Below are 23,005 nucleotides of genomic sequence, written 5' to 3'. Positions count from 1 at the left end.
GGAGCGCCTGGGGGCCTGAGGGCGGCCTCGGCTGCGTCCGGGCGCCTAAGCCCGCATTCACGGGCTGACGGTCATGCGGCGGTCTCCTTGCCGGGGAAGAGCTCGTCGAGCGTCTCGAGGGTGGGGCAGGGCCAGGGGGTGACGAGGCCGGTGCAGCGGCGGCCGTTCCAGCCGGAGCACTCCGCGCAGGCTGCGATCGGGCCGCGCTGCACCGGGTGGTGGATTGCGGTGAGGCGGCGGCGCAGTGCGGCGGCCTTGCGGGCCCACACTGCGGCGGGCTGGACGGCACGCGCTTGGTCGGGTCGCCGGTCGAATCGGTTGATGCCTTCGCGGAGCCGGGCGACCTCGGACGGCGCGAGGGGGCCGCGGTCGGCGCGGTCGGCGATGTTCCGGAGCTGCTCGATCGTGGGCGGGCGGCGGATCATCTACAGCCACTCCCCTTCCAGGATCACGAGCTCGGCGGTGAGGACGTCGATGTCGGTGGCCCGCCCCTGCCGGGTGGCGTCCAGGTCGAGTCGCACCGCGCGCACTTCGGCGGGGCTGGTGTCGCAGGGTTCTATCGCGGCCGGATCAGCGGCCGCCCAGTGCACGGTCACGACGGCCTCCTGGCCCCGGCGATCACCGCTGCGACGGCGAGCCAGCCTTTGTGCCAGGACTGGTCCATCAGGTAGCCGGCGTTCGGGTCACGTTGCAGCCAGCCCGCGTGCCCGGTGGCGGCCGCGAGCTTGACGACGCCGCGGGGTTCTGGGTCGCGCCAGTGCCCTCCTTGCCGGTCGGCGGCGTAGTGGGTGGCGGCGGACACGGCGAGGCCGAGGGCCGCGCGCCGCCACTCCAGACGCAGACCGAGGAGGCGGTCCGCTGCGACGACAGCGAGGGCTTGGGTGGCGGTGTAGGTGGCGACGTGTTTGGCGCAGGCGATGGCGCCGTCCCGGCCGGGCTTGCCCTTGGCGACAGCCTGGGCGTCGATCTGCATCCAGAGATCGGCGACTTCGTGGGAGGCGCTGAGGGCCGCCCAGACGGCGGCGGTACGGGCTGCGGGGCTGGTCATGTCTGGTCCTTCCGGGGCTTGGGCTGGAGGAGTCCGTCGCCGATGGCCATACGCCGCAGGGCACGTTCGATGACGGCGGCGGTGATCTGGCCCGGGTAGCAGGCGGCAAGGATCTGCTCGGCGGCCGGGGTCAGGTAGCGGCGGGCGTTCGGGCGGCCCGGGCGCGCGGGTGCGGCAGTGACGCGGCCGGAGCCGTCGATCACGAGACGGCGCCGCGGCGGTGGCTGGGCGGTCACGGCTTGCCTTTCGGTTTGGGCGCTCCGCAGTGCAGGCAGTGGTCGTCGGTGGCGAGGCTGACGCTTTTGGGGTGCGGGCAGCCGCGATGGGTCCACAGGAATCCGGCACGCTTTCCGATACGGAAGAGGGTCTGCTGTTCACGGGGCTGGGCGGCGCCCATGAGCCGCAGCATGATCATCGAGATCTGTTCGGGCGTCGGCTCCGGGACGAGGCCACGGACGGACATCGGGTCTCCTGTCGGTTCGGAGTGGGACGGCGGCCGGAACCGCCGCCCCCGGGGCGTGGGTTAGGGCTTGGTGATGTGTAGGCGGCGTCGTCCGCCGCCGGGCTGCTGGTCGACGACGACGTGGAATCCGGCGGCTTGGAGCTCGAGCCGGTACGTCTCAAGGCCGTCGGTCTCCCCGGGGCCGTCGTGGAAAACGTTGACCTGGCGTCGGCCAGCCTGGACGACGCGCCAGCCGGGGATCCCCCAGTCGTCGTTGATCCACTCCGACTGCGGGTAGGCCTCGAGGACTTGGGCGACGTGGCGGGTGCGGATCACGCGGGCCATCAGGTGGCCGCCCCGGACCGGGCCGCGATCTTCGCGAGCTTCTCGGCGAGGACGTCCTCGGGCTCGCCGCTGATCGACGCGAGCGCGACGGCGGCGGTGACGATCACATCGCACAGCTCGTCCTGCACGTCAGCGATCGTGTGCGTGACGCCCTTGCGCGGGTTCTGCCCCTGCACGCCGATCCACGCCTGCCCGGCCTCCCCCACCTCCTCGGTGAGCTTGAGGATCCGCAGGCCGATCTCCTCACGGCTGCGGCCGTTGGTGGAGTCGAGCCAGTCCACGAGACGCTTGATCGTGGACCACTGGTCGGAAGTGAGCATCAGGTTCTCCTGATCAGGGGGCGGGGGATTCGGTGGTGAATTCGATGACGATCTGGTCGTCGCGGGCGCGGAGCAGGATGGAGGCGGTGGCGACCGCGTCGCCGATCACGTCGGCTCCGGGGTGTGCTCGGCCTCGTCGGCGTCCAGTTCCCGGCATGCTGCGCAGGAGTTGGGGCCGACAGGGATGGTGTGGACACAGCAGTCCACGCCGTCGTCACGGCGGTAGTGGGCGGTCGGAGTGTGCGGCTCGGGTGCCTGCTGCGCCTCGTCGGCCATGCGGCGGAGATTGACCTCGGCGTCGATGAGCGCCCGCTGCTCCACTGTCGTGGGGTACGACGGGTCCAGCTCACCCTCGAAGAACTCGCGCCGCATCTCGACGATCGCGTCGGCGGCCTCGCGCAGCACGGCGGCCCGGTCGGCTCGGAGCCGCGCGGTCTCTTTCTCGGCGCGCTGGCGGCGGGCCATCTCCTGGCCGAGGTGGAAGTCCGCGTTCTCGCGGATGCGCTCGGCGGCGGCGCGTGCGGCCTCGGACGTGTTGGACGTCTGGTGCGCGATGCTGAGGAGTTCCTCAACCTGCGCGATGCGGGTACGGAGGTCGGCCTGCTCGGCGTCGGCGACGGCCATGACGGCGGTGGCGAGGGCGATGTCATCGACGCGGGAGGATTCGGCGCGGATCGCTGTCGCGTACCGATCGCGGCGCTGGGAGTCAGCCACGGCTCGCCTCCCCCGTGTCGTCGGCGAGGCGGCGGAGTTCGGTGATGACCGTCTCGCCGCTGCACCCGTAGGGGTAACGGCTGTTCACGGCGACGGCTGCCGCGACAGCCTCGTCGAGGACCGCGGCACGGTCGGGCGTGAGCATGAAGTCGAGCAGCAGTGCACTGATCGTCTCCCCCGACGCGTCGCCCTCCTGAGACAGCCAGCACCAGGAGTCTTCGTCCATCGTGAAGTCGCCGCCCTTCCAGCCCTGGAAGGTGGCGCCGAGCGCGGAGCGGGCCGCGGCGAGCATGGCCGCGACCGTGATGTGGGAAGCGAGCTCGAAGGCGAGGTCCATGTACTGGCCCCGGTAGGAGTGCGGGTTGTTGAAGCCGTGCCGGAGGGTCTGGCCGGGGTCGGCGGCTTCGAGGCGGGCGATCAGATCACCAAGGTTCATGGTCATTCTCCAGAGATTCGTGGAAGGGTCGGGTTGGCAGCGCCCGGATAACGGCCGGGCGCTGCCGCACGCGGGGTCACGGGGCGGGCTACTCGTAGATCCGGCCGAAGGCTTCGGCGCGTCGCCGAGCCTCGATCTCGGCGCGGGTGAGCTTCCGCATCCGGGCCCGGCTGCGGTCGTCGGCTTCGAAGCGGTCGATCACCCAGGTGCCGGGAGCGAGCGGCCCGGTCTGCTTACCGATCTCAAGGGGGTCGCCGACGGACAGCTCCTGGAGCATCACGTCGCCTCCGTGGAGCTCGATCTGGTCGGCGCCGATCACGGCGTAGCGGTCGGTCATCGGGGTTCTCCTTCGGTTGCGGATCGAGGTGTTGCGGGCCCGGGTTGGGCGGCGAAGCCGTGTACGGCCCTCAGAGGCCCTGGAACGGCTCGGGATGACGCGAGGGGCCACCGGATGCCTGCGAGGCCGCCTGAGGGCTTTCTGTGAGCGCGGGACGGGGTGCTGCGGGCGGCAGGCGAGGCCGGGCACGGGTCAGGCGGCCTGCTTCCATCCGTCGGCCGCCCACCGCCACACCGTGCGCGGCGTCACGCCGACGATGCGGGCGATCTCCGTACCGGGCAGCTGGCCGTGGAGTCCGCGGGCGACGAGCACCCGCTCGAGGCGGGTCAGGTCTCCGGCGGGCCGCCGCTCCCGAACGATCAAGTCGACGTCGTAGTCGTCGGCGTCCCGCCAGCAGCGGCGTGCCTCGTGCCACCCGGTCCTTCCGATGCTCATGGGGCGGTGGCCTCGGCTTCCTGCTGGCGGCGGGCGTGGACGGTGGTGCGGGCCCAGCCGTCGTCGTGGCAGGACACGGTCGGCTCGACCTGGCATTCGGGGCAGCAGGCCACCGTGCGCGCCCAGTCGGAGACCCGCCGCGGGTGCGGCTGCGGCAGCTGGCGGCCCGAAGCACGCAGGAGGCACGGCCGGTGGGCGCGCGCCCCGCAGTGCGGGCAGGGCACCGAGCGGGCAGGGTGCTGACTGGCCCGCATGAAGTGCCGGAGCTGTTCGGGCATCGGGGCGCCGGAACGCATCATCATCGGTTCTCCTCAGGGCAGTTGCCGCAGTCGCAGGGCTCGTCGGGTCGGTGGGTCTGGTTGCTGCAGTGGCGGGCCGCGGCCCGCCACACAGGGGTGGGGATCTGCCAGTCCGGCGGCGGCCCCGGCGGCGAGGCGCCGGTAGGCCAGGCGCCAGGCCGGTGCCCTGGCGGCGACGACGGCACGGGCTTCGGCGGGGGTTCGCGGCGGGAGCGGCCAATGGCGATCTGCGACCGCATCAGCGCCCGCAATTCCCCCCGGCCCTCGCCGCGGATGGCTCTGATGTCGTCGACCTGGATGCCGTCGTCATCCGGGATCCGGGCATCGCTCACGACGCGGCCTCCTCGTCGACGATCTCGGCGTCGGGGATGGTCTCGGCTTCACGGGCCAGGTGCTGGGCGGACATCTGCCGGATCCGCTGCTCCTGCTCGGCCCGCTCTGCAGCGGTCGCCTCGGCTTCGCCCTCCGCGGCGCGCAGGCGGGCGCTGTGCGGCTTGGTGCGCGGTTTGCCCAGCGGCTGCTTCTGTGAGGCGCCTGGCGTCTTGCACGGCCGGCCTATCGCCGCCTGGCAGGCCGGGCAGTCGACGCCCAGCGGGCCGGACCGGCGGACGGTCTCGACGAGGGGCTCCTCGTCGTCGGGCACGTCGCGGCCGACCTGCCAGCCGCGCGCCTCCAACTCGGCCATGAACTCCCGCGATGGGCCGCCCTCCAGGGCCAGCCGGGCGGACGGGGCGGCAACGCGGCCGGAGGCGATCGCCTGAACCTGGCCCTTGTAGCGGGCAAGGAACTCGGCGGGCGTCTCATCCGGCAGCGGCTCGTACTGAAAGTTCTCCAGCCGGGCCGAACGGATCTTGGAGCGGAGGGTTCGGAGGTGGTGCGGCAGGATCCACAGCTTCGTGTCCGGATCCTTCGGCGGCGTCGTGTAGTAGCTGGCGACGGCAGCCTTGGCGTCCGCGTCGAGCGGCACGTCGTGGAGGGCGGCGGCCCACGCGGCGCGGGCGGCCACGGACGGTTTCCGGTTGTCGAAGGCCGCGCAGTGGCCAAGCAGTTCGGCTGCTTCGTACTCGTTCATGCGGAGTCCTCTGAGGGTGGCGGGACGGCCAGGGCTGCCCATCCGGCGACGGTGGCGTCGGTGCCGGTGAGGGTCTGGCCGGAGGGGAGGGCGATGACGTTGGAGGCGTTCTGGGCTTGCCGGATCTCGGAGAAGGCGAACTGGAGGGTTCCGGCGCTGACGGGCTTCGAGAGGGATCCGAGTCGCTCGAGGGCGCGCCATAGCTCGCTGGAGTCGGTGCTGTTGGCGAGGGCGTCGGCGACGACCTTGCGCACCTGTCGCTGCTTGTAGGCGTTGCCGCGGCCGTACCGCTGGAGGAAGGCGTCGGTCATCCGGTCTTCGATGGCCCTCTCGCCCGTCTGCGCGACGGTGGGGCTGCCGGACGACTGCCGGGGGGTAGGGGGGGGTCCCTTCCTTTCCCTGTTCCCTTCCTTTCCCTTCCCTTCCGTCAGTGAATGGTTCATGGAAGAAAACTCACCGTCAGTATCCGTCTGGACATCGAAGTTCAACGGAGTGTGAGTTTCCTTCACTGGGTCATTCACTGAACGATTCAGTGAATCGTTCAGTGAATCCTCAATGCCTGCCAGCCCGGCGGGCGGAATGAAGCCCTCCTCGCTCTCGCAGGCACCCCGGCTCCGGCCGCACACCCGGTGCACGGCGCGGACGTTGGACGGATGATCGGTACCCCCCGCCGCCACCGGGCGGATGTGGTCGACCCAAAGGTTGTGATCGTCATTAACGACTAGCCGCCGAGGGATCTCGCCGCCGCACAGCTGGCACACCCAGCCATCCCGGCGGGCGTACATCTCCCGCACCTGCCAAGCCCCGGTCGACGGCGGCGGCAGCTTGCTCTTCTGCGGCCGGTTGATCCGCTGGTGCTTGCGGAAGTTGACGATCACAGCCATCTGCTGCCGCGCGGCGCCACCGATGTACGGGAAGACGAGCCCCGTGTCGGTAAGGCACCGCATGAGCTGATCGACATCCTTGATCGTGAGGTCGTCGTCGTACATGAACGCCTGCGCCTTGATATACGCCGGCGTCCACCGCAGGATCCCCTCGTCGTCGGCCATGTTGAACGTGGCGATAAACAGCAGCCGCGCATCACGCGGCATGACGCCGAGGAGCTCGTCTTCCCAGAACTCGGGCTTCACAGTGCGGATGCGTGGCATCGAGCGTTCTCATTCCTGGCAGTGCGGATGGGGGCTGGGTGCGGGGACCGGGACCACCGGCCCCGACGCACGGCTACTTGGGCATCGGGATTTCCGTGCCGGGCTTGTGCATGAGACGAGTGAGTTCGCGGCCCTCGCGGACGGCATTCCAGGTGCGGATGAGGTAGGCCATGAACCGGTCCTCGCTCAGGCGCACGCTGTCGAGGCGTTCGCTGGTGACGCGGGTGCGCAGGGCAAGAACCGGGTGGCCGAGAGGGAGTTCGGCGCCGTCGGCGACGCGCTGGAAGAACCATGCGCACTCGTCGGCGTCGATGGCGTTGAACAGGTGGTGGCAGGTGCCGAGGACGGACTGCGGGATGTGCGGGAAGGAGCTGCGGACCCGGTTGGCGATTTCTGCGGAGCGCCGGAGTTCGGGGTGCGCCTCGAGCAGTGCGGCGCATTCGGCGGTGGTGGGGCTCTGGCGGCCCTTGAAGCGGTGGTCGCCGTTCTGCCAGGCCCAGACGCGGCGCAGGACGGCGGCGAGGGTGGTGGCGTTCTCTTCGGAGCGCAGGGCGAGAACGTCGGCGGTGGAGCGCTTGCGGCCGGAGTCCATGGTTTCCTGGGCGGCCGGGTCGAGGCCGATGACGACGAACATGTCGACGGGGACTCCGGCCTCGATGACGGCGTGGAGGCGGTGCTGCCCGTCGAGAACATCCCCGTTGGCGGAGAGCTTGAGGGCTTCGCCGTTGAGGGACCAGTTACCTGCGGTGATGTCGCGGGCGTAGTCGCTCACGGCGCGTTCCCGCAGCTTGCGGTTGCGGGTGTTGCGCTTAAGTAGCTGCTGGGCGAGCTCGGGGGTGATCGTGATGACGACGGCGGTGGGCCCGTCGGCGCCGATCATGTCGAGTTCTGCGGTGGTCGCGGGCGCTAGCGTTGTGGTCATCTTCTGCTCCTTGTCGGGTGACGGAGGGGTCAGCCGGTGGGCGGCCGACCCCTTCGCGCATGGGTGCGGGTTGCCGTGCCCGTCAGGGCCCGCGTGCGGCGGGCGGCCGGTGTGTCACGCGGCCATCGCCTCGAGGTCGGCGCACAGCAGCCGGCGGTAGCCCTCGATGGCCTGCAGGGTCACCACGCCGTTGCCGAGGATCTTGAGCTGCTGGGCGCGGGGCAGACCGAGGCCGGTAACCCAGCCTTCCGGCGCGCCCATGAGCCATTCGACGAACGGCGGGGTAAGGCGCCGGTTGCCGCGCGATCCGGGCTCCGTCGGGAACGGGGCCCGGCGGCCGAGCACTGACTCCCAGCGACGGATCGCGGGCCCGTAGTCGGTGCCGTCGTGGGCGACCCAGTCCTGGCCGAGGCGTACCGCCATGCCGGGCAGGTAGTAGTTGCCCTGTCCGTCGCGCTGGTTGGGGCCGCCGTTGGGCCCGTCGGAGGCTTTGGGGGTGGGCAGGAGCGCTATGCCGCCGGCGGGGGCGGCAGCAAGAAGACGACCTCGTCCTCCAGGGTCGGTCCGTGCCCCCCGGCTTTCCGCTTGTCGGGGTGCTGCGGGCCACCGTTGACGCCAAGCTGCGCTGTCGGGGTCTTCAGCAGCGGGATGGGCGATGAGGAACCAGCGGTCCCGCGGGTGCGGCGCGCCGACGGCCGGGTCTCCAGCTCGTACACATGTCCACCGCGCGTCATACCCGACCTGGGCCAGGTCGGCGACGACTTCGCCGAGGCCGCGCGACCGGATCGCCGCCACGTTTTCCAGGAAGACGAGGTGGGGTCGAAGGACGCGAACAGCTTCAGCAACGTTCTTCCAGAGGGCCGAGCGGGCATCGAGGAATCCTTTCCTGAGGCCGGCGTTGGACAGTCCCTGGCAGGGGAAACCGGCGGTGACGGTGTCGAAGTGGTGGTCTTGGGCGAGGCCCGCCCAGTTGATGGCGGTGATGTCGCCGAGGTTGGTGGCGTGTGGGAAGCGGGCGGCCATGACCTGGGCGGCGAACGGGTCGTTCTCGGCGTAGACGAGGGTCTTGTTGCCGGTGATCTGCTCGACCGCGATGTCCAGTCCGCCGAAGCCGGAGCAGAGGCTGAGGTTCGTCATGCCGCCTCCCCGAAGATCGCGCGGAACTGGTCGCGCATGAGCTGGTCTTCGACATGGCGGGGGTGGACGCAGCCGTGGGTGCCGCAGCCGGTTGCGACGTGGCCGACGGGCTCTCGCTCATGGGCCATGGCGAAGGCGATCCGGTGCACGGAGTGCCTGCGCCCGCCGTGGCGGACGGACGCGCCGCGTCCGGTGCTGTAGCGGGGCCACAGCAGATGGCCGTCGCCGGTGGGCTGGGTGCGCCGCCAGAACAGGTCCTCTGGGCTGGCGGCGGGCGTGATGCCGGGCTTGTGCTGGGGCAGGCCGAGCTCGGCGCGCAGGTCGCGGGCCCGGCGTCGGGAGACGTGGAGCTGGCGTTCGATGGCCTTGTCGCTGTAGCCGGCGTGCAGCAGTTCGACGATCGCGGCGCGCGTGCTCACGCGGCCACCTGCTTGCGGGCAGCGTGGCGGCGGCGCAGGTCTCGCCGGTAGTGGCGGTGGCAGAGACCACGGCCTTTCACCAGGTCGTAGCAGTCTGAGATGGCGCAGGTGCTGGCCCCGCCGAGGCCGTGCTGGAACTTCCAGCGGGCGATCTGCCGTTCGGCGACCTCGACAAGTCGGGCTGTCTCCTTCTCAGTGAACCCGGCGCGGATCAGGATGATCGCGGCGGTGCAGCGTTCTTCCCGAGTGAGATGGGGGCGCGGGTAGTCGCCGGTGATGGCGCGTTCCACCGCGATCCAGTCGATGCCGCCGGTGCTGGTCTTGGTGGTCGGCAGGGGTAGGGGGCGGCGGACAGGCACAGCCCATGTGGCGTGCGGACGGCGGGCGTTCATGGCTTCTCCTTCCGGGTTTGGGGGTTGCTGGTGGCGTGGATGCGGCGGCATTCCCACAGGGCGTCGGTGTTCGTGCCGGGCTGGTTGTCTGGCGCGGCGGGAACCTGCGGCTGGCGGAGTCGGCGGGTGCGGGCCCAGTGGAGGGCGGCTTGGACGCCGAGGGCGATGCCGGCTGCGGCGGCCCCGCACAGGACGGACACGGTGACGATGGCGCCGAAGACGATCGCGTCGGCGGTCTGGACGAGGTCGGCCATCACGTCCGCCTCCTGTACCTGCGGTCGGCGCGGGCGAGGCTGACGGCGGTGACGGAGACGGCGAGGCCAAGGGCCCCAACGAGGAGGGCGAAGAGGCACATCAGCCGTGCACCTCGAATCGGCGCACGGGGATCCCGGCGCGCTCGGCAAGAGCCGCCGTGTGGGAGGCACCGCGGGAGCCGTCCTTGATGAAGGCGAGAACGAGGTCGGCGCCGAGGTCGACCATGAGCTGGTTGCGGACGAACCCGGCCCGCTTGCCGAGCCACTGCCAGTTGGCGGGGTGCATCTCCTCGGTGAGACCGATGACGCGGTGGGTCCTGGTCCAGCGGGACGCGATCGCGTCGGCCCCGTTGGGGCACGCGCCGTGCACGATGACCGCGGGGACCTTCTGGTAGCAGGCCACGGCGAGGGCGCCCTCGACGGTGAGTACGTCGTCCCAGGCCCGAGACCCCGTGACGAGGATGCGGTAGGGCCTCACGCTGCCCTCCCCTGCGTGCGGGCGGCGCGGCGCTGGGCGGCTATCTGCAGCCCCTTGTCGCTCAACTTCCAGCAGTTGATGCGGTGCCCGTGGGTGTTGGCCTGGGTGGAGGGCACCATCCGGCCGGTGTGGGCGATGATTCCGGCGGTGCGTAGGGCGTTGATGGCGGCGCCGAGGAAGCCGTGCCCGAGCTCGGGGAGCACGTCGCGCAGGTCGTTGCAAGACCATTCGGTGTGGCGCTGCCCGAAGTGGAACACGGCCTGCTCGACGAGGAACTGGTCCCAGGAGGACTGGTCGGCGATCTCCTCGAGGAGGAGGTCCTTCTCGGCGGAGGCGAGGCGTTCGGCGGGTGTGAGCTTGCGGGCCATGGTCGGCTCCTTCCGGATGTGGTCTGCTGGGCTGGGAGCCGGCCGCATTACGGGTGCGGCCGGCTCAGGCCTGCGCGGGCTAGTGCGAGGGCTCTCCGGCCCAGGGGTCGTCGTCTGGCGGGCCTTGCTGCTTGCGTCCGCCGTTCTTTTTGCTGGTGATTTCGGCGCCGGTGATGCGGGCTTGAGGGAAGGCTTCGTCGACCGCGATCTCGCGGCGCTGGATCGACTTGTGGGTGATGAGTAGTTGGGCGATGTCGGCGCCAGCCCACTGGGCGCGGGGGCGGCCGAGCTTCTGCTCCAGGCGGTCTGCGGTGATGCCGAGCTGTTCGAAGACCTTGACGGCGCCTTCGACGCGCTGCTCGAGGGGTTTGCCGTCGCCCTTGTTGAGGGTCTCGCGGCAGAGTTCTTCGGCTTCGTCGATGAAGAAGTCGGGGATCACCGCGAAGATCGCTTCTCGGAGTCGGCGGGCACCGTTGTTGGCGTTGTTCTCGTAGATGTCCCGGAGATCGACGAGCTGCTGGACCTGCTTGTTGGCGAACTTCGCGTGCGGAACGATGAACGAGAGCACGTGCCGGGTATTGGCCTCGACGTCCCACGCCCACGCCTGCATCTCGGACTGGCGGTAATCGTCGTCGCGGCGCATCTCGGAAACGCCGTACTGGATGTTGCCCCACGTCTGGGCGAGGGTCTTGGCGAGGTGGATCGTGGACCCTTCGACCGCTCCCCCCGCGCGGGGGAACCGGTAGAAGGCGCGCTCGGCCAGCGCCATGGAGCCGCAGGCGGCCTGCATGGCAGCGCGGGAGCGGCCGACATCGCGGGGGAACTGGCGAGCCACGTAGATCGCAGCCTGTACCTCGGCGACAGCACGGGACTGCTCGACCGCGGTCTGCTGGCCCAGGCGGTCGGGGCCCTGCGCGGCGGGCATCTGGGCAGGGAAGTTCACAGGTAGATCTCCTTGTCGCGGTTCTCGGCGTAGCCGGGGAGTTCGAGGTAGTTGGGTTCGTGGTCGGCGTAGCCGGGCCAGTGGCCGGTGCTGGTGCACTCGGCGAAGGTCTCGATGGCGCGCCGGTTCTTGGCGGCGGCGAGGAGGCGGGAGCCAAGGCCGATACCAATGACGTTGACGAGGTGGGGCGGCTTCTTCTCCTGTGCGATCAGCAGGAGTTCGGTGGCCTGGTCGCCGAGTCCTAGGGCGCGGGCTCCGGTCTCGTACCAGTCGGCCTGCTGGTTGTATCCGTACTTGTCGATGTCCTTCTGCATCGCCTCGTTGCTGGCGTCGGTGCAGGTCTTGTAGTCGGCGATGATCAGGCGGCCTTCGTGGATGGAGGGCAGCCAGTCGAAGCGGACGCGGCAGCGGATCCCGGAGGCTTCGTCGATCCAGAACCCGGACTGTTCGGGCGCGCCGTAGGCGGGGTCGAGGAGGGCGGCGGCGAGAGGGTGGCGGCGGATGGCGTCGACCATGGCGTCGACCATGTCCATCTCGTGCTGCTTCAGAGGGATGGCGCCGCGTGAACGGGCTTCTGAGACGGCCGCCTTGACGTCCTTGGTGTTCCAGGTGTCGTCCTCGATGACAACTAGCTCGGGCCCATTGCCGAGCACCTTCTTGTGAGCGGCGTTGCCGTAGTCGAAGGTCTTGGACGGCGGCTGCGGATTGTCCTGCTCCCAGCGGAACTTGGCCGGGCAGGACGGCGGCAGCAGCTTGCGGGCGCCAGACGAGGAAAGCGACGTCTTGTCAGCGTGGTACGACTCATTGGAGAGGTCCGTGTGCAGGCCAAGGGCGGGCGCCGAGGCCTCGACGGCGGCGGTCATGCGGCGCCGCCGAGGGCCGCGGCCTGCACGCGAGTGACGGCGTCGTACACGTCCCGAGCCCACGCCGCGTCACCGAGTGCGGTGTGTGCGACCTCCTTGGCGGGCGGTTCTACGCCGACGGCTCGTGACAGCTCGTAGGACTTGAACGGCACCTGCGGGTAGTCGGCGCGGAAGGCGAAGTCTCCGCCGTAGGCGCCCGACGCGGCCTGGCCGTAGCGGAAGCCGGCCGCGAGGGTGGCGATGTCGATGGTGCGGTAGTGCCAGGGCTGAGTGTTCTCGTAGTAGAGGGCGAGCAGGCCGCTGGTCATGTTGGCGTCGAAGCTGGGGTTGGAGCCGACGAGGACGGCGCCGTCGAGGAGCCGGTAGATGCGGGTCGCCGCAGCGTGCGGGTCGTCCCAGCTCCAGTCCTCGTCGCTCGTGCGCTTATGGAACCGATTGATCTCCAGTGCCTTGGGGTCCGCATGCTCGAGGTCGGGGCGGATGCGGAACGTGTACTCGGTGTCGTGGCCGTCGCGGCGGACGATGAGGGCGTACTCCCACGCGTCGTGCATGAACGGGTCGAGGCCCGTGGTCTCGGTGTCGACGAAGACGAGTGACGGCGCCTGCCTTGTGGTGCTTTCGGTGCTCATGTGCTGCTCCAAAAGGGTGTGCGAGGTAGGACCCGCCGGGGCCGAGGAGGGGTGGGCCCCGGCCCCGGCGGGCCTGGGAGCCGCAGACCGCCCGGGGGGCGGGGGTGCTGCGGTGGTCTTCGGTTGTGAGGAAGGGGCGGCGCAGGAACGCAGCCGTGTTGTCAGGCGGCGTGCTGCTTGGCGAGGTGGAGGAGCTGTTCGCGGCTGGTGGCGTGCCCCATCTCGTTGACGATGGCGATCTCCCACTCGGGGCCGGCGGCGCGGCGGGCCTTGACCATGACGCAGGCGTTGTTGCGGGAGTCGATGTCAGGCAGGTAGGAGCCGAGCTTGCGGCCGCCGTTGCCGTCGTAGACGTTGAGGGTGACGCCCTCGACGTTGGAGAACGACACACCCTGCTTGAACGCGGAGACGATGAACACGACGGTGTCGATGAAGTCGGGGAGCTTGTCGAGGCGGGCGATGATGGTCTCGTCGTCTCCGTCGCCCTTGCCGCTGCGGTTGTCGCCGAGGGTGATCAGGGAGCCGTCGTCGAAAGCGTCCGCGTTGTCGAACCAGCAGATCCGCTTCGGACGGCCTTCTTCCAGGGCGACGGCGGCCAGGTCGAGGTCGGTGCCGACGGCGCGGCGCAGTCGGCCCATGAGGCCTTTCTGGCCGCCGCTGGAGGTCTTCCAGGCGACGCCGGCCTGGAGGGTGGTGATGTCAGTGAGGGTTTCGGGCTGGTTCTTCTTCAGGCTGAGCACGTGATCTCCTCGGGGTTGGGTGCCCTGCCGAACACGCCTCGGCGGGGCACTTCCTTGGGGGCAGTCAGTCGTCGCAGTCGTCGATGTCGATGTGCCTCGACTTACCAGGCTGCTGCTGCGCGGGCGCCTTCGGCATGGTCTGCTTCTTGGCCGGCGCCTGACGTCCTGGCCGCGGAGGCGCTGGCTTCGCTACAGCGACGAGCGCCAGGGCCTCGGTGTCGCAGTCGTCGTCCGGCTCGTCGCCGCATGCGGACAACAGGCCGAGGGCGAGGATGGCGGCGCCAGCGGCTGCTGCGGCCCGGATTCGGGTACGGCGCATGAAGGTCTCCAGGGAGTGTGTTCGGGGTCAGGCGGCGGCCGCGGTCTCGGGTTCGTCGCGGCGGGCGGCCGCCCAGGTGTCGAGTTGGCGGCGTAGCTCGAGGTCGGCGCCTTCGCGGCGGATCGGCATCTGTGCGCCGAGGAAGTCGGCTGCGACGATCAGGGACAGGCGTCCCTCGCCGGTGGACCACATTTGGACGGGCTTGGGCAGGTTCTTCCAGGCGCCGAAGAACCTCGGGTCCAGCGACGTGTGCACACCTGCGGCGGGCTTGTCCAGGGCGGGCAGCAGTACCTTGCGCCAGTCGAGGGGTTCCTTGGCGTAGGGGCTGAGGTCGACGGCGATGCGGCTGCCGCGTTGCCCCGACAGGATCAGCTGGTCCTGGGTGCGTTCGAGCTGGACGGTGTGGGCGTCGAGCAGCTTGACCGCGGCTGCCAGGTCAGGCAGTTGCTGGCGGTGGACGATGGCCGACCAGGGCTGGTCGCCGCCGCCGGTGATCTGGGTGCGGGAGACGGCGATGGTGTAGCGGTTGGTGGCCATGGCGTACAGGTGGCGGCCGTCGTGGTCGAAGGTGATGCACTGCACGGCCTCGGCGTCGATGAGGTTGCCGACGTGCGGGCGGGTCTGGGCGACGAGTCGGCTGAGAGTATGGTCGGCGATGGTGATCACGTCTGGTTCTCCGGCGGCTTAGGCGGCTGCTTTGGCGGGTTCACGGATGGGGACGGTGACGTACTGGTAGGAGTCGTCTGCGGCGTCTTCGATCAGGACCGGGTGCATGGGGGTGGTGAGATTGATCTGGGCGTTGCCCGTGATGGGGGCGAGGCCGTCGAGGAGGTAGCCGGCGTTGATGGCGATCTCGAACTCGTCGTGGTCGCCGTCGTATTCGGCGTCGGCGGTGACGCGGCTGGAGGCGTCGCGTCCGGCCCTGAGGGTGACGGTGCTGCCACTGGTGCTGATCCATAGGAGGTTGCCGCCCGCCACGGTCATCGCCGCCTGGAGTGAGGCGGTCAGTTCGTCGGCGGGGCCGGTGATGGTGCCGGTGAACTGGCGCGGGATCTGACTGTCGACCTTGTGCGGGAACAGGGCCGGATCGATCAGCAGGCTCGTGACGGCGGTGCGGTCGGCGACGAAGGCGGCGGTTCCGTTGCCCTTCTCTGGCAAGGCGATCCGTAGTGTGCCGTCGAAGGTCTTGGCGTTGTCCGCGAGGACCTTGGCCGTGACGACACCCATGGCCTCATCCCCCGCCTCGCCGCACCAGGGCAGCCAGGCGGAGGCGATACGGAACCGGTCGGTTGCCGACAGCTTCAGCATGCCTCCCAGTACCTTCAGGCGGATCCCGGCCATGCCTGCGAAGGAGCCGGTGGCCTTGGGGTCGATGGCCCGGTGCACGCGCTGGTAGGCGGCGGCGAACTCGTCTCCGCTCACTTGCCCTTGAGTCGGCGGCAGGCCGGGCAGGGCGGGGTAGTCGGACGGGTCGATGCCGGGGATACGGAACTCGGCGACCGATGTGGTGAGGGTCAAGTCGCGGTCGCCTTCGAGCGTCACCTCGCTCTTGCGGAGGCTGCCGGTGACGTCGGCTAGGAGTCGGCCGGAGGGGATGACGATGCCCGGCTGGTCGACGTCGGCGTCGACGGTGGTGTGGGCTGCCGTTGCCCCATCCCACACGCTGAGCTTCAGCTGGTGGTCGGTGGCCTCGAGCCGGGCGCCAAGCAGGACAGGCTGAGACGGGTTGTGCGGCAGCTGCCGGACCGCCCATTTCGCCGCCGCGGCCAGCTCGGGCTGGGGAATGGTCAGGCGCATCAGGCCGCGTCCTCTGCGGGCTGCGGCCCATCGTCCGCCTCTTCGCCGCGCGGCGCGGGCATCGCCCATCCGGCCTGCTGCAGGTCGGTGTCGGGAAACAGGACGTCCTGAACGAAGTGATCCATGAGGTTCTCCAAGAAGACTGAAGGTGGTGCGCCGGTCGGCCGCGGCGTCGCGGGATCCTGCGGCCGACCGGCGGACTAGGCGGCCGGGCCGGTCTTGAGGGCCCAGGCGGGCACGTGCGTCGGGTCGGTGCTGCCGAACGCCTCGGCCAGCGTCAAGACTCGGATGGGTTCGGTGGCCTGGTCGTCGGGGTCGGAGGTGTCGCGGTAGACGGGCGGCACCCGGATCGCGGCCGCATTCGCCTCGGCCGCCAGCTGAGCGGCGAACCTCTGGCGCAGGGAGGTGACTTCCTCTTGCAGGGCGTCGCGTTCCTTGGTGAGGTCTTCGATGTCCGCGTCGAGATGCACGACCAGCAGTTCGGCTTTGCCGAGATGGCTGTTGGCGACGGTCAGGTCCCACTGCAGCAGTGCGAGTTCGTCGCCCGCTTGTTGCAGGAAGCCCCGGAGTTGGAAGACCTCCTCGCGGAGCCGCCGCACTTCGTCGATGGCGCGGCGGCTTCCGGTGCCCCGCCATCCGGTGATCAGGTCGGCGATGCTCATGGCGTCTCCTCGCGCAGCCGTTTCGCGGTGTCGCGCATCGCCTGCACCACCTGCTCCTGCGTGCGTCCGAGCGCGTCGTTCCACTCCGGGAGCGTCACCGTGTCGAGCTGGAGGTAGACGCGCAGCCAGCGCTCGGCGAGCAGGGCCAGATCGTGGTGCGGGGAGTCGTAGGCCGGGTAGCTGGGGCTGCCGTAGACGGCGGTGTTGATGGCTCCGATCGCGCAGACCCGGCATTCGCTGGTCGGCGCGCCTTCGGCCTGTCGTCCGTCGTATAGGGCGCCCTGTGCCCAGCCGTAGCGTTCGATGTGGTCGGCGGCCCTGTCGAGGGCGTCGGCAACATCGGTGTTGCGCGGCTTGGTTTCGGTGGTCACGGCATGCCTCCCTCGTCGAGGTGGCCGAGCCCGAGCTGGTACAGGAGCTCCAGCTCGGCGCCCTCGACCAGGAACTGCTCCAGGTCGGCAAGCATCGGGTCCTGCCGGGCGACAGCCTGTTCCCGGGCCGCCAGCCGGTCCCGCGCGGCAGCCCGCAGCTCAGCCAGCCGCTCCTCCGGGGCCGGATGATCGCTCATGGTGTCGCCTCCTTGGCGCTGATGCGGCTGCAGTACTCCTCGAAGGACTCGACGAGCCCGTCGTTGATCGACCGCTGGTAGTCGGTGAGCCCCAGCCCCCGCAGCAGGCGGGGAAGCAGCACGGGGTCAGCCCCTGCAGGCATCGACGGCAGATCGGCGAGCAGATTCGGCTCCGGAACGATCGCGGTCACGACCCCACCCCCTGCCCGTGTTTGGCGAGCCAGGCGCGGCGGGCCGTGTAGCGGGCGTGGACACGCTCGATCTGGTCGACGTACTCGCAGTTCGTCCACGGCTTGCGGCCGCGGGCCCGGCGCTGCCACTCCCGCTCCACCTGGACGAGCGCGTCCTCCTCCAGATCCTCCAAACGGCGCGGCTCGATCTCAGTCGCCATCACGCCACCGCCTGTGCGACGAGTGTCAGGTTGCGGGCGTAGCCGACGAGTTCGACGGTGGCGTCGGCGACCTGGCCGACGGCGATGAGGACGGTCGTCGTGTCGCCGCTCTGCAGCTTGTGCTTGACCTCCGCCGGGTCGAGGCCGAGGGCCTCACGCCACGCTTCGAAGGCGCTCAGGTTGTTGTGGATGGACAAGGTGAGGCGGTCGGGGTAGATCGGTGAGATCTGCACGTCCGCTGCGGGCAGGTCAGGATGGTCCAGGGCCAGGAGGCGGAGCAGGGCCATCGGGCGGGACAGATCAGCGAACCTCTTCACGACGTGCCTCCGGTGCGGATGTCGATGTGGGTGAGGCAGATGCCGCCCGCGTAGCCCTCGACGGACACGACCGGAGCCCCGTGGCCGAGATTCCAGGCCGGGGTGCGGGTGGCAGTGAGGAGCGGCTCCTCGTCGCGAGTCATCGGGTACGCGGCGACCCGAGTACCGACTGGGCACAGGGCCTTGAACTCGTCGGCAGTCACAGCGCCTCCTGGGTGGTGACGAAGCGGGCGTTGTCGGGGTAGCGCTCACGCCACTTGGGAGGGACCACGCCCTGGTACCAGAGGTCGCGCGTCGTGACGGTGCGGCCGTCGAAGAATTGGATGTCGAAGCGGCGCCCGCCGAACCCCTTGAATCCGTCGCCCGGACGATCGTCACCGAGCATGAAGTGCTCGCCGCCGACGACCACGCGCCTGGTCGGGTCATCTCCGTCTCGGGTGCCGCCGGGCCCCCAGAACTTGTCCTTGTGATCGGCCGATTGCTCGACGGTCACGGTGATCGTGTAGACCATGTCGGAGCCGTCCACCTGGCCGACCTTGTATGTGGCGCGCATGGAGCTGCCGCCCAGGCCGTCCTCGGTGAACTCGCCGATACTGCGGTCCGTGCCACCGGTCTCTCGAGGCAGGTCCTCGACGAGCGCGAGAATCGCCTGCCACGAGGCGTGGCGCACCGGGTTGATGACCCGGCAGTCGCCGGAGTGGACGATCTCGCCATTCAGGCCGGTACGCGGGCCGAACATGCACGAGCACTTCACGGCGGTCACAGCGCCTCCCCTGCGGCGTGGTGGTCGTCCCAGTACCGGCGTTTGTCCGCGGTCTGGTGGTCACCGCGATGCCGGACCGGCAGGCAGCAGCGGGCGTGGCCGAGGCGGGAGACGGACGGGCATACGGCCGCGTCTTCCAGCTGTGTGATCCGTGCCGTCAGGCGCTGGACGCCAGCCAGCAGTACGGGTGTGTGGTCGTGGGCGTCGGCGATGAACAGGGCGATCCCGCCTGCCCAGTCCGGCAGCTCCGCCAGAACCTCGCCCGACTCCTGGTGGCGGACCACGTAGTGCCCGTACCGGTCCGGCGTGGACTCGATGTACTCGCTACGCCACTCGCCGTCGTACCAGTCGCCCGGATGCGACTGCGCGACCTCAGCGAGCAGTTCCCTGGTGATCGGCTCGGTCACGATGCCACCGCCTGTCCGGCGTGCGCCTCATGGTCCCTGCTCCAGCGCCAGCGAGGGCTCGGAGCGCGTGTTTCCCTCCACTTGATGGGCCCGTGGCACTTACGCAGCGGGTTGTGGAACCAGGACCGCTGCATGGCCTGCTTGCCGCAGCCAGGGCAAGCGATCACCGGCCCGATCGGTGCACCAGTCATGCCCGACCGTTCGTACTGGGTCGGCCGCCGCACCTCGACGGATCCGTCGATCGCGGTCTCACGGTTGAAATCAGGCAGGTCCACGTAGTCGTCGTACTGCCTCAGCGCGTCGTCCTCGGACTCGGCGCCGACCTTGATGGGGTAGACGTTCGTGACCTCGAAGGCGAGGTAGTAACCGCGCTCGTCCACGTCCCACTGGTCGGGGATCAGAGCAAGGACGTCGTCCGTCAGCTCGCCCGCCTTGACCGGCCGGGGCCACTGCTTGCCGTAGTACTCGTGGTCCCCGGGGTGCCCCAGGTCCTTCGTGCAGCCCGTGTACTCGTTGCCCTCGTAGGGCTCATCGCACCTCATGACCCCTCCTTGGGGCGGCGGTTGGTTTCGGCGAGGGCGGCAAGCTGCTCAGCCCAGCCGGGATAGTCGGCGGCGGTGGAGCACGCCTCGGGGTGCGTGATCGCGAGGGCAGCGAACTCGGCCTCCAGCGGCTCCGGCACGTGCCGGTACGCGTCCTGCAACGCCAGCCGCTGAGCGTCCGCCTCCAGCGCGTGCAGCGCACGGTCCAGGGCCTCAATCGGGCGCGGCATGTCGATCGCCATCACCGATCACCCGCCTCAGCCGACGGAGTGCCGCAGTACACGCAGTGACCGTTCACGAGCCGGTGCCCACTTGAGTTCGTGCCGCACGACCCGAAGTGCGCGGGCTGGCCGATCATCCGCAGCGCAGCCCGGCGAGCCGGATCCGTCTCGCGCGCGGCCTGTTCCTCCAGCGACACCCGGGGAAGCCGGCCGCCGCGGCGCCGCTCCAGCTCGCGGCGCAGCTGGTTGAGCTCCTCGGCCTGTTCCTTGATCTGCCGGTAGTAGCCGTCCGCAGCAGCAGCCTTGCCGCGCAGCGACTCCAGCTCCGCGCCACGCTCACCCAGCAGCCCCGCAAGCCGAACCGTCTCCGCCTGAGCGGCGTCGCGTTCGGCGCGGACCCGGTCGAACTCGCGGAGCAGGTCGTCCAGCATCTCGTAGGGGACCGCTTCATCGGGATCCTCGCTAAAGCCCCACGCGGTGCGCTGTTCACGGATCTCGGCTTCGCGCTGCGGCGACAGACGGTTAGGCATCCCGGCCACCACCCTCGGCGGCCGCGCGCCGCAGATCGTGCGCGATCGCCTCCGCCGCATTGCACGGGCACCCACTTCGCGCAGCGGCCATGACCGCCGCTTCCCGGAGCACCTCGGCGCGGTAGGCGTCGAGCAGCGCGTCACGCTTACTCAGCCACAACGTGTCCGGCAGATGCAAGAACAGCTCGTCGCGGGCACTCACGACGCACCCCCAGCCGTGCTGCAGGCCGGGCACTCGCACGACGGATCACACGGCACCATCAGCCGGAACGTCAGCTGCGCGATCGACGCCGCCAGTCCCGGCGGCACCGGAGCCCCCGCTTCGGTCAGCTCGCCGTAGCGGGCCAGCAGCGGCTGAAGCTCCTTCTTCAGCGACCCCTCCCGCTCCCAGCGAGCCCGCTCATCCAGCTGCTGCTGACGGTTCTCCCACGCCGCGTAGAACAGCTCAGGCAGCGCGGTCTCGCGGTCCTCCTCCGACAGGCGCTCCCACGTGCGGTGGCCGATCTCCTCGACCTCGTAGCCGCCCGGCCGCTCCGCCTGGAGGTACTCCTCCTCGATACCGAACGCCGTCTGCCACACCGACGGCTGCGCAACCCCAGCCACGATCTCCTCGAACAGATCACTCATCGCGGGCACCGCCCTCGATCGCGGCCCGCATCTCGGCGGCCCTCTTGCCGATCCGCATCTGCACGAACGACAGGCCGCGCGGGGTGAGCATCAGCGTGTAGTGCGCGCAGGACCCCCACGTGTGCTCGACGACCTTCTCGACCGCGTCGAAGCAGTCGGCGTGCGCCGCGTAGAAGTCGTACTGGGTGGCGCCGCACGTCGCCTGACGGCGGTAGATCAGCTTCTCGTCGAGGAGGAAGTGCCGAAGCTGCTTCTCCTGCCAGCCGATCGTCTTCGCCGCCTGCCGCACCAGCAGATCACCGTCGGCCGCAGCCATCAGCGTGTCGTGCGCCAGCGCCTTCGGCTCCAGTTCCTTCAGCTTCCGGTCCGCCTCCACCAACTGCTCGGCGGTCGCCTTGAACTGCTCGGCCAGAGCCAGGACGCCCTGCGGGGTGGTCAGGTCCGGCAGCCGCGGGGCCGCGGGCTCGACCGTGTACGAGCCGGTCTGGCGGATCGCCGGGATTACCTCTTCTGCGAGCCAGTCCTGAAAGCGTTCGGCGGCCGGAAGGTTGCTCCGCATGATCAGTCGGTAGACGCCCGATTCGCGGATCAGGGTCTTGGTGGGGTTGCCGGGGGTTCCGTCGGAGATGACGACGGAACTCTTCATGCGCTTCGGCAGGCGCCCGACGGCGTCGCGGCCGTTCGCCAGACCGAGCACGTCGGTTACGTCCTTCGCGACGAACCACGGTTCGCCGTCGATCACCACGGAGCGCACGTGCTGCGCGGTCTCCGGGAACGTGAACACCAGCGGAGTCGTCATGATGCGCCGCCCTCCATGGCATCGGCCTTGCGGTCGAGCTTCTTGGCGATCTCCTGCGCGCTGTAGCCCTGACGGCTCAACTCACGGCCGAGCTCGGCGGCCTCGCGGAGAGTCTTCACGCGGGCGTCGTCCGTGACGTACTCGACGACCGCCGTCAGCAGGTCGAACATGCGGTACTGGGACTCCGCCGGAACCATGTCCCGCAGCTCGGTGATCGCTTCCGCGTACTCCCGCGTGGACTTCAGCTTCGGGACGCTCGTCACGACGCACCGCCGGAGAGGTCGTCGGCGAGGAGGGGTACAGCGGCAACCCAGCGCTGGGTCCACGCGAAGCGGCGACGCCCCTCCGGGCGGCTCATCAGCCGCCACTCCTTGCCGGGGCGGTACTCGTCCCAGCGGCTCTCGCCCTTCATGGCGTAGCGCTTCTCGCCTTCCTCGGCGTCCGCCTGGGCGGCCTCCAACGAGGAAGCAGCAGCCAGGGGCAGCCCGCCGATCATGACCACATAGGCCATGGGTTCTTCGTTCGGGGATGAGACCATGATGTTGGTCCACTCCTCTTCTCTGTGGATGGTGTGGGTGGATCTCGCGGCTCACGGGCCGCGGTGGCCCCGGCTGCCGGTGTGTGAAGGCCCGGCGGTTGGGGCCGCAACACCGCGCTAAGCGGCGGACGGCATTTCAGAGCCGCGTCGCCGCTTGGCGCCCTCAGTCAAAGGCGTCGCCTGTGACGGCGCGGTCTTCTTGCGCCGGGTCCGACGGCGGGGCCCCTGGGTGGGGGCGTTGAGGTGCATCTCGGCGATCTCGGCGAGATTGCTCTCGCTGAACATCAGGCAGCCGTTCATGCGGTGGTGGGGAAACGGGCGGCCTTCGCTGCCGTCTTCGAGCCGGTTGACGCCGTCGCGTAGCCAGCGTTCGCCCTTCTTGCTGCCGTTCTCGTGTTCGTCCTTCGTCTTGAGGCCGAGCAGCACTGCCGCCAGGCCAAGGTTGTAGAAGCTCTCGAGCTGCGGGGCGGAGGGACCGCTTCGCGTGGGCATGTCACCTCTTCTCGGATGTGCCCTCGGTGGGATCGAGGAGCTGTCGGGAGTCGGCCGGGAGGCCGAGTGCTGTGCGGAGTCCGGCGTAGGTGTCCGGTCTCATGCGGGTGCGGTAGCCGGTTTCGAGGTGGCCGAGGTATCGCCTGCTGATCTGTGCTTTTCGTGCCAGCTCTTCGGTGGTCAGCCCCGCCTGCATGCGGAGCCTGCGGATTTCCGCCCCGTTCACCGTGTAGGTGGGGGGTCTTTCCATGCATCGAAGTTAGCGGAAGTGGGCGGCCATGTCTAGCGGAA

At 69.8% G+C, this 23,005-nt stretch carries 49 protein-coding genes; all 49 read right to left on the bottom strand.

The window, feature by feature from the left end; translation table 11 throughout:
- Positions 1-71: 71 nt before the first annotated feature.
- The 49 genes from C9F11_RS38210 to C9F11_RS37985 all read right to left on the bottom strand — a co-directional run bounded on the left by C9F11_RS38210 (position 72) and on the right by C9F11_RS37985 (position 22,964).
- Positions 72-425, bottom strand: a complete 354-nt coding sequence (locus C9F11_RS38210) for a hypothetical protein (protein ID WP_138964425.1) — start codon at positions 423-425, stop codon at positions 72-74.
- Positions 426-596, bottom strand: a complete 171-nt coding sequence (locus C9F11_RS47715; protein WP_171075975.1) for a hypothetical protein — start codon at positions 594-596, stop codon at positions 426-428.
- Entirely contained in the window at positions 593-1,048 is a 456-nt protein-coding gene (locus C9F11_RS38205; protein ID WP_138964423.1) for a hypothetical protein, read from the bottom strand. Before C9F11_RS38205 ends, C9F11_RS47715 begins: the two co-directional genes overlap by 4 nt.
- Positions 1,045-1,284: a hypothetical protein gene (locus C9F11_RS38200; protein ID WP_138964421.1), complete on the bottom strand. Its 240-nt coding sequence runs from the start codon at positions 1,282-1,284 to the stop codon at positions 1,045-1,047. Before C9F11_RS38200 ends, C9F11_RS38205 begins: the two co-directional genes overlap by 4 nt.
- Positions 1,281-1,511, bottom strand: a complete 231-nt coding sequence (locus tag C9F11_RS38195; protein ID WP_138964419.1) for a hypothetical protein — start codon at positions 1,509-1,511, stop codon at positions 1,281-1,283. Before C9F11_RS38195 ends, C9F11_RS38200 begins: the two co-directional genes overlap by 4 nt.
- Positions 1,512-1,571: 60 nt before the next feature.
- Entirely contained in the window at positions 1,572-1,835 is a 264-nt protein-coding gene (locus C9F11_RS38190) for a hypothetical protein (RefSeq protein ID WP_138964417.1), read from the bottom strand.
- Positions 1,835-2,155: a MazG-like family protein gene (locus C9F11_RS38185; protein WP_138964415.1), complete on the bottom strand. Its 321-nt coding sequence runs from the start codon at positions 2,153-2,155 to the stop codon at positions 1,835-1,837. Before C9F11_RS38185 ends, C9F11_RS38190 begins: the two co-directional genes overlap by 1 nt.
- Positions 2,156-2,260: 105 nt before the next feature.
- On the bottom strand, positions 2,261-2,869 hold the full coding sequence (locus C9F11_RS38180) for a hypothetical protein (RefSeq protein WP_138964413.1): 609 nt from the start codon (positions 2,867-2,869) through the stop codon (positions 2,261-2,263).
- Positions 2,862-3,305, bottom strand: a complete 444-nt coding sequence (locus C9F11_RS38175) for a hypothetical protein (protein ID WP_138964411.1) — start codon at positions 3,303-3,305, stop codon at positions 2,862-2,864. The genes C9F11_RS38180 and C9F11_RS38175 overlap by 8 nt, the downstream gene beginning before the upstream one ends.
- 88 nt (positions 3,306-3,393) lie before the next feature.
- On the bottom strand, positions 3,394-3,642 hold the full coding sequence (locus C9F11_RS38170) for a hypothetical protein (protein WP_138964409.1): 249 nt from the start codon (positions 3,640-3,642) through the stop codon (positions 3,394-3,396).
- Positions 3,643-3,834: 192 nt separating this feature from the next.
- Positions 3,835-4,077, bottom strand: coding sequence for a helix-turn-helix domain-containing protein (locus tag C9F11_RS38165; RefSeq protein WP_138964407.1), 243 nt, complete (start codon positions 4,075-4,077; stop codon positions 3,835-3,837).
- On the bottom strand, positions 4,074-4,379 hold the full coding sequence (locus C9F11_RS38160) for a hypothetical protein (protein ID WP_138964405.1): 306 nt from the start codon (positions 4,377-4,379) through the stop codon (positions 4,074-4,076). The genes C9F11_RS38165 and C9F11_RS38160 overlap by 4 nt, the downstream gene beginning before the upstream one ends.
- A complete protein-coding gene (locus C9F11_RS38155) occupies positions 4,376-4,708 on the bottom strand; it encodes a hypothetical protein (RefSeq protein ID WP_138964403.1) in 333 nt (110 codons plus the stop codon). Before C9F11_RS38155 ends, C9F11_RS38160 begins: the two co-directional genes overlap by 4 nt.
- The gene (locus C9F11_RS38150) at positions 4,705-5,448 is read right to left on the bottom strand and encodes a hypothetical protein (protein WP_138964401.1); all 744 of its coding nucleotides are present in this window, start codon (positions 5,446-5,448) and stop codon (positions 4,705-4,707) included. Before C9F11_RS38150 ends, C9F11_RS38155 begins: the two co-directional genes overlap by 4 nt.
- Positions 5,445-6,596 (bottom strand): HNH endonuclease signature motif containing protein, encoded by a 1,152-nt coding sequence (locus tag C9F11_RS38145; RefSeq protein ID WP_138964399.1) that lies wholly within the window; start codon positions 6,594-6,596, stop codon positions 5,445-5,447. Before C9F11_RS38145 ends, C9F11_RS38150 begins: the two co-directional genes overlap by 4 nt.
- Positions 6,597-6,669: 73 nt before the next feature.
- On the bottom strand, positions 6,670-7,518 hold the full coding sequence (locus tag C9F11_RS38140) for a hypothetical protein (protein WP_138964397.1): 849 nt from the start codon (positions 7,516-7,518) through the stop codon (positions 6,670-6,672).
- Between the two features lie 114 nt (positions 7,519-7,632).
- On the bottom strand, positions 7,633-8,655 hold the full coding sequence (locus C9F11_RS38135; RefSeq protein ID WP_138964395.1) for a DNA cytosine methyltransferase: 1,023 nt from the start codon (positions 8,653-8,655) through the stop codon (positions 7,633-7,635).
- Positions 8,652-9,074, bottom strand: a complete 423-nt coding sequence (locus tag C9F11_RS38130; RefSeq protein WP_138964393.1) for a hypothetical protein — start codon at positions 9,072-9,074, stop codon at positions 8,652-8,654. Before C9F11_RS38130 ends, C9F11_RS38135 begins: the two co-directional genes overlap by 4 nt.
- Positions 9,071-9,466 carry a hypothetical protein gene (locus C9F11_RS38125; protein ID WP_138964391.1) on the bottom strand — a complete coding sequence of 132 codons (396 nt, stop codon included), beginning with the start codon at positions 9,464-9,466 and terminating at the stop codon, positions 9,071-9,073. The genes C9F11_RS38130 and C9F11_RS38125 overlap by 4 nt, the downstream gene beginning before the upstream one ends.
- Entirely contained in the window at positions 9,463-9,720 is a 258-nt protein-coding gene (locus C9F11_RS38120; RefSeq protein WP_138964389.1) for a hypothetical protein, read from the bottom strand. Before C9F11_RS38120 ends, C9F11_RS38125 begins: the two co-directional genes overlap by 4 nt.
- 100 nt (positions 9,721-9,820) lie before the next feature.
- Positions 9,821-10,198, bottom strand: a complete 378-nt coding sequence (locus tag C9F11_RS38115) for an SLOG family protein (RefSeq protein ID WP_138964387.1) — start codon at positions 10,196-10,198, stop codon at positions 9,821-9,823.
- The gene (locus C9F11_RS38110; RefSeq protein ID WP_138964385.1) at positions 10,195-10,566 is read right to left on the bottom strand and encodes a hypothetical protein; all 372 of its coding nucleotides are present in this window, start codon (positions 10,564-10,566) and stop codon (positions 10,195-10,197) included. Before C9F11_RS38110 ends, C9F11_RS38115 begins: the two co-directional genes overlap by 4 nt.
- A 79-nt stretch (positions 10,567-10,645) precedes the next feature.
- Positions 10,646-11,509 (bottom strand): hypothetical protein, encoded by an 864-nt coding sequence (locus C9F11_RS38105; RefSeq protein WP_138964383.1) that lies wholly within the window; start codon positions 11,507-11,509, stop codon positions 10,646-10,648.
- Positions 11,506-12,372: a PD-(D/E)XK nuclease-like domain-containing protein gene (locus tag C9F11_RS38100; RefSeq protein WP_138964381.1), complete on the bottom strand. Its 867-nt coding sequence runs from the start codon at positions 12,370-12,372 to the stop codon at positions 11,506-11,508. Before C9F11_RS38100 ends, C9F11_RS38105 begins: the two co-directional genes overlap by 4 nt.
- On the bottom strand, positions 12,369-13,001 hold the full coding sequence (locus C9F11_RS38095; RefSeq protein WP_138964379.1) for an exonuclease domain-containing protein: 633 nt from the start codon (positions 12,999-13,001) through the stop codon (positions 12,369-12,371). The genes C9F11_RS38100 and C9F11_RS38095 overlap by 4 nt, the downstream gene beginning before the upstream one ends.
- A gap of 161 nt (positions 13,002-13,162) precedes the next feature.
- Positions 13,163-13,741, bottom strand: a complete 579-nt coding sequence (locus tag C9F11_RS38090) for a TerD family protein (protein ID WP_171075974.1) — start codon at positions 13,739-13,741, stop codon at positions 13,163-13,165.
- A 64-nt stretch (positions 13,742-13,805) separates the two neighbouring features.
- The gene (locus tag C9F11_RS38085) at positions 13,806-14,060 is read right to left on the bottom strand and encodes a hypothetical protein (RefSeq protein WP_138964375.1); all 255 of its coding nucleotides are present in this window, start codon (positions 14,058-14,060) and stop codon (positions 13,806-13,808) included.
- A 27-nt stretch (positions 14,061-14,087) separates the two neighbouring features.
- A complete protein-coding gene (locus C9F11_RS38080) occupies positions 14,088-14,726 on the bottom strand; it encodes a hypothetical protein (RefSeq protein ID WP_138964373.1) in 639 nt (212 codons plus the stop codon).
- Between the two features lie 18 nt (positions 14,727-14,744).
- Positions 14,745-15,857 (bottom strand): hypothetical protein, encoded by a 1,113-nt coding sequence (locus C9F11_RS47710; protein ID WP_171075973.1) that lies wholly within the window; start codon positions 15,855-15,857, stop codon positions 14,745-14,747.
- Entirely contained in the window at positions 15,857-15,982 is a 126-nt protein-coding gene (locus C9F11_RS49750) for a hypothetical protein (protein WP_269078114.1), read from the bottom strand. Before C9F11_RS49750 ends, C9F11_RS47710 begins: the two co-directional genes overlap by 1 nt.
- Positions 15,983-16,057: 75 nt before the next feature.
- On the bottom strand, positions 16,058-16,519 hold the full coding sequence (locus tag C9F11_RS47705; protein ID WP_171075972.1) for a hypothetical protein: 462 nt from the start codon (positions 16,517-16,519) through the stop codon (positions 16,058-16,060).
- The gene (locus C9F11_RS38070) at positions 16,516-16,890 is read right to left on the bottom strand and encodes a hypothetical protein (RefSeq protein ID WP_138964369.1); all 375 of its coding nucleotides are present in this window, start codon (positions 16,888-16,890) and stop codon (positions 16,516-16,518) included. The genes C9F11_RS47705 and C9F11_RS38070 overlap by 4 nt, the downstream gene beginning before the upstream one ends.
- Positions 16,887-17,087, bottom strand: coding sequence for a hypothetical protein (locus C9F11_RS38065; RefSeq protein WP_138964367.1), 201 nt, complete (start codon positions 17,085-17,087; stop codon positions 16,887-16,889). Before C9F11_RS38065 ends, C9F11_RS38070 begins: the two co-directional genes overlap by 4 nt.
- The gene (locus C9F11_RS38060) at positions 17,084-17,278 is read right to left on the bottom strand and encodes a hypothetical protein (protein ID WP_138964365.1); all 195 of its coding nucleotides are present in this window, start codon (positions 17,276-17,278) and stop codon (positions 17,084-17,086) included. Before C9F11_RS38060 ends, C9F11_RS38065 begins: the two co-directional genes overlap by 4 nt.
- Positions 17,275-17,478, bottom strand: a complete 204-nt coding sequence (locus C9F11_RS38055; RefSeq protein WP_138964363.1) for a hypothetical protein — start codon at positions 17,476-17,478, stop codon at positions 17,275-17,277. The genes C9F11_RS38060 and C9F11_RS38055 overlap by 4 nt, the downstream gene beginning before the upstream one ends.
- Positions 17,478-17,795 (bottom strand): hypothetical protein, encoded by a 318-nt coding sequence (locus tag C9F11_RS38050; protein ID WP_249402055.1) that lies wholly within the window; start codon positions 17,793-17,795, stop codon positions 17,478-17,480. Before C9F11_RS38050 ends, C9F11_RS38055 begins: the two co-directional genes overlap by 1 nt.
- A complete protein-coding gene (locus C9F11_RS38045; RefSeq protein WP_138964362.1) occupies positions 17,792-17,998 on the bottom strand; it encodes a hypothetical protein in 207 nt (68 codons plus the stop codon). Before C9F11_RS38045 ends, C9F11_RS38050 begins: the two co-directional genes overlap by 4 nt.
- Positions 17,995-18,558 (bottom strand): hypothetical protein, encoded by a 564-nt coding sequence (locus C9F11_RS38040; RefSeq protein WP_138964360.1) that lies wholly within the window; start codon positions 18,556-18,558, stop codon positions 17,995-17,997. Before C9F11_RS38040 ends, C9F11_RS38045 begins: the two co-directional genes overlap by 4 nt.
- Complete coding sequence (locus tag C9F11_RS38035) at positions 18,555-18,965, bottom strand: hypothetical protein (protein WP_138964358.1); 411 nt, start codon at positions 18,963-18,965, stop codon at positions 18,555-18,557. Before C9F11_RS38035 ends, C9F11_RS38040 begins: the two co-directional genes overlap by 4 nt.
- The gene (locus tag C9F11_RS38030) at positions 18,962-19,507 is read right to left on the bottom strand and encodes a hypothetical protein (RefSeq protein ID WP_138964356.1); all 546 of its coding nucleotides are present in this window, start codon (positions 19,505-19,507) and stop codon (positions 18,962-18,964) included. Before C9F11_RS38030 ends, C9F11_RS38035 begins: the two co-directional genes overlap by 4 nt.
- On the bottom strand, positions 19,504-19,749 hold the full coding sequence (locus C9F11_RS38025; RefSeq protein WP_138964354.1) for a hypothetical protein: 246 nt from the start codon (positions 19,747-19,749) through the stop codon (positions 19,504-19,506). The genes C9F11_RS38030 and C9F11_RS38025 overlap by 4 nt, the downstream gene beginning before the upstream one ends.
- On the bottom strand, positions 19,749-20,258 hold the full coding sequence (locus C9F11_RS38020; RefSeq protein WP_138964352.1) for a hypothetical protein: 510 nt from the start codon (positions 20,256-20,258) through the stop codon (positions 19,749-19,751). The genes C9F11_RS38025 and C9F11_RS38020 overlap by 1 nt, the downstream gene beginning before the upstream one ends.
- On the bottom strand, positions 20,251-20,460 hold the full coding sequence (locus C9F11_RS38015; protein ID WP_138964350.1) for a hypothetical protein: 210 nt from the start codon (positions 20,458-20,460) through the stop codon (positions 20,251-20,253). Before C9F11_RS38015 ends, C9F11_RS38020 begins: the two co-directional genes overlap by 8 nt.
- On the bottom strand, positions 20,457-20,885 hold the full coding sequence (locus C9F11_RS38010) for a hypothetical protein (RefSeq protein WP_138964348.1): 429 nt from the start codon (positions 20,883-20,885) through the stop codon (positions 20,457-20,459). Before C9F11_RS38010 ends, C9F11_RS38015 begins: the two co-directional genes overlap by 4 nt.
- On the bottom strand, positions 20,878-21,684 hold the full coding sequence (locus tag C9F11_RS38005; protein WP_138964346.1) for a phage antirepressor KilAC domain-containing protein: 807 nt from the start codon (positions 21,682-21,684) through the stop codon (positions 20,878-20,880). The genes C9F11_RS38010 and C9F11_RS38005 overlap by 8 nt, the downstream gene beginning before the upstream one ends.
- The gene (locus C9F11_RS38000) at positions 21,681-21,947 is read right to left on the bottom strand and encodes a hypothetical protein (protein ID WP_138964344.1); all 267 of its coding nucleotides are present in this window, start codon (positions 21,945-21,947) and stop codon (positions 21,681-21,683) included. The genes C9F11_RS38005 and C9F11_RS38000 overlap by 4 nt, the downstream gene beginning before the upstream one ends.
- The gene (locus C9F11_RS37995; protein WP_138964342.1) at positions 21,944-22,222 is read right to left on the bottom strand and encodes a hypothetical protein; all 279 of its coding nucleotides are present in this window, start codon (positions 22,220-22,222) and stop codon (positions 21,944-21,946) included. Before C9F11_RS37995 ends, C9F11_RS38000 begins: the two co-directional genes overlap by 4 nt.
- Positions 22,223-22,339: 117 nt before the next feature.
- On the bottom strand, positions 22,340-22,714 hold the full coding sequence (locus C9F11_RS37990; RefSeq protein ID WP_138964340.1) for a hypothetical protein: 375 nt from the start codon (positions 22,712-22,714) through the stop codon (positions 22,340-22,342).
- A 1-nt stretch (position 22,715) separates the two neighbouring features.
- Positions 22,716-22,964, bottom strand: coding sequence for a helix-turn-helix transcriptional regulator (locus C9F11_RS37985; RefSeq protein ID WP_138964338.1), 249 nt, complete (start codon positions 22,962-22,964; stop codon positions 22,716-22,718).
- Positions 22,965-23,005: the final 41 nt, after the last annotated feature.

This window comes from Streptomyces sp. YIM 121038, assembly GCF_006088715.1.
Taxonomy (GTDB): Bacteria; Actinomycetota; Actinomycetes; order Streptomycetales; family Streptomycetaceae; genus Streptomyces.
Note: the sequence above shows the minus strand (reverse complement) of the source record. Positions and strands in the feature narration are given on the sequence as shown.

Coding starts and splice junctions, on each gene's coding strand:
- C9F11_RS38210 (WP_138964425.1), bottom strand. CDS start 425: ATGATCCGCCGCCCGCCCACGATCGAGCAGCTCCGGAACATCGCCGAC.
- C9F11_RS38205 (WP_138964423.1), bottom strand. CDS start 1,048: ATGACCAGCCCCGCAGCCCGTACCGCCGCCGTCTGGGCGGCCCTCAGC.
- C9F11_RS38195 (WP_138964419.1), bottom strand. CDS start 1,511: ATGTCCGTCCGTGGCCTCGTCCCGGAGCCGACGCCCGAACAGATCTCG.
- C9F11_RS38190 (WP_138964417.1), bottom strand. CDS start 1,835: ATGGCCCGCGTGATCCGCACCCGCCACGTCGCCCAAGTCCTCGAGGCC.
- C9F11_RS38185 (WP_138964415.1), bottom strand. CDS start 2,155: ATGCTCACTTCCGACCAGTGGTCCACGATCAAGCGTCTCGTGGACTGG.
- C9F11_RS38175 (WP_138964411.1), bottom strand. CDS start 3,305: ATGAACCTTGGTGATCTGATCGCCCGCCTCGAAGCCGCCGACCCCGGC.
- C9F11_RS38170 (WP_138964409.1), bottom strand. CDS start 3,642: ATGACCGACCGCTACGCCGTGATCGGCGCCGACCAGATCGAGCTCCAC.
- C9F11_RS38165 (WP_138964407.1), bottom strand. CDS start 4,077: ATGAGCATCGGAAGGACCGGGTGGCACGAGGCACGCCGCTGCTGGCGG.
- C9F11_RS38160 (WP_138964405.1), bottom strand. CDS start 4,379: ATGATGATGCGTTCCGGCGCCCCGATGCCCGAACAGCTCCGGCACTTC.
- C9F11_RS38150 (WP_138964401.1), bottom strand. CDS start 5,448: ATGAACGAGTACGAAGCAGCCGAACTGCTTGGCCACTGCGCGGCCTTC.
- C9F11_RS38145 (WP_138964399.1), bottom strand. CDS start 6,596: ATGCCACGCATCCGCACTGTGAAGCCCGAGTTCTGGGAAGACGAGCTC.
- C9F11_RS38140 (WP_138964397.1), bottom strand. CDS start 7,518: ATGACCACAACGCTAGCGCCCGCGACCACCGCAGAACTCGACATGATC.
- C9F11_RS38135 (WP_138964395.1), bottom strand. CDS start 8,655: ATGACGAACCTCAGCCTCTGCTCCGGCTTCGGCGGACTGGACATCGCG.
- C9F11_RS38125 (WP_138964391.1), bottom strand. CDS start 9,466: ATGAACGCCCGCCGTCCGCACGCCACATGGGCTGTGCCTGTCCGCCGC.
- C9F11_RS38120 (WP_138964389.1), bottom strand. CDS start 9,720: ATGGCCGACCTCGTCCAGACCGCCGACGCGATCGTCTTCGGCGCCATC.
- C9F11_RS38110 (WP_138964385.1), bottom strand. CDS start 10,566: ATGGCCCGCAAGCTCACACCCGCCGAACGCCTCGCCTCCGCCGAGAAG.
- C9F11_RS38100 (WP_138964381.1), bottom strand. CDS start 12,372: ATGACCGCCGCCGTCGAGGCCTCGGCGCCCGCCCTTGGCCTGCACACG.
- C9F11_RS38095 (WP_138964379.1), bottom strand. CDS start 13,001: ATGAGCACCGAAAGCACCACAAGGCAGGCGCCGTCACTCGTCTTCGTC.
- C9F11_RS38085 (WP_138964375.1), bottom strand. CDS start 14,060: ATGCGCCGTACCCGAATCCGGGCCGCAGCAGCCGCTGGCGCCGCCATC.
- C9F11_RS47710 (WP_171075973.1), bottom strand. CDS start 15,857: ATGCGCCTGACCATTCCCCAGCCCGAGCTGGCCGCGGCGGCGAAATGG.
- C9F11_RS49750 (WP_269078114.1), bottom strand. CDS start 15,982: ATGGATCACTTCGTTCAGGACGTCCTGTTTCCCGACACCGACCTGCAG.
- C9F11_RS47705 (WP_171075972.1), bottom strand. CDS start 16,519: ATGAGCATCGCCGACCTGATCACCGGATGGCGGGGCACCGGAAGCCGC.
- C9F11_RS38065 (WP_138964367.1), bottom strand. CDS start 17,087: ATGAGCGATCATCCGGCCCCGGAGGAGCGGCTGGCTGAGCTGCGGGCT.
- C9F11_RS38055 (WP_138964363.1), bottom strand. CDS start 17,478: ATGGCGACTGAGATCGAGCCGCGCCGTTTGGAGGATCTGGAGGAGGAC.
- C9F11_RS38030 (WP_138964356.1), bottom strand. CDS start 19,507: ATGAGGTGCGATGAGCCCTACGAGGGCAACGAGTACACGGGCTGCACG.
- C9F11_RS38025 (WP_138964354.1), bottom strand. CDS start 19,749: ATGGCGATCGACATGCCGCGCCCGATTGAGGCCCTGGACCGTGCGCTG.
- C9F11_RS38020 (WP_138964352.1), bottom strand. CDS start 20,258: ATGCCTAACCGTCTGTCGCCGCAGCGCGAAGCCGAGATCCGTGAACAG.
- C9F11_RS38010 (WP_138964348.1), bottom strand. CDS start 20,885: ATGAGTGATCTGTTCGAGGAGATCGTGGCTGGGGTTGCGCAGCCGTCG.
- C9F11_RS38005 (WP_138964346.1), bottom strand. CDS start 21,684: ATGACGACTCCGCTGGTGTTCACGTTCCCGGAGACCGCGCAGCACGTG.
- C9F11_RS37995 (WP_138964342.1), bottom strand. CDS start 22,222: ATGGTCTCATCCCCGAACGAAGAACCCATGGCCTATGTGGTCATGATC.
- C9F11_RS37990 (WP_138964340.1), bottom strand. CDS start 22,714: ATGCCCACGCGAAGCGGTCCCTCCGCCCCGCAGCTCGAGAGCTTCTAC.
- C9F11_RS37985 (WP_138964338.1), bottom strand. CDS start 22,964: ATGGAAAGACCCCCCACCTACACGGTGAACGGGGCGGAAATCCGCAGG.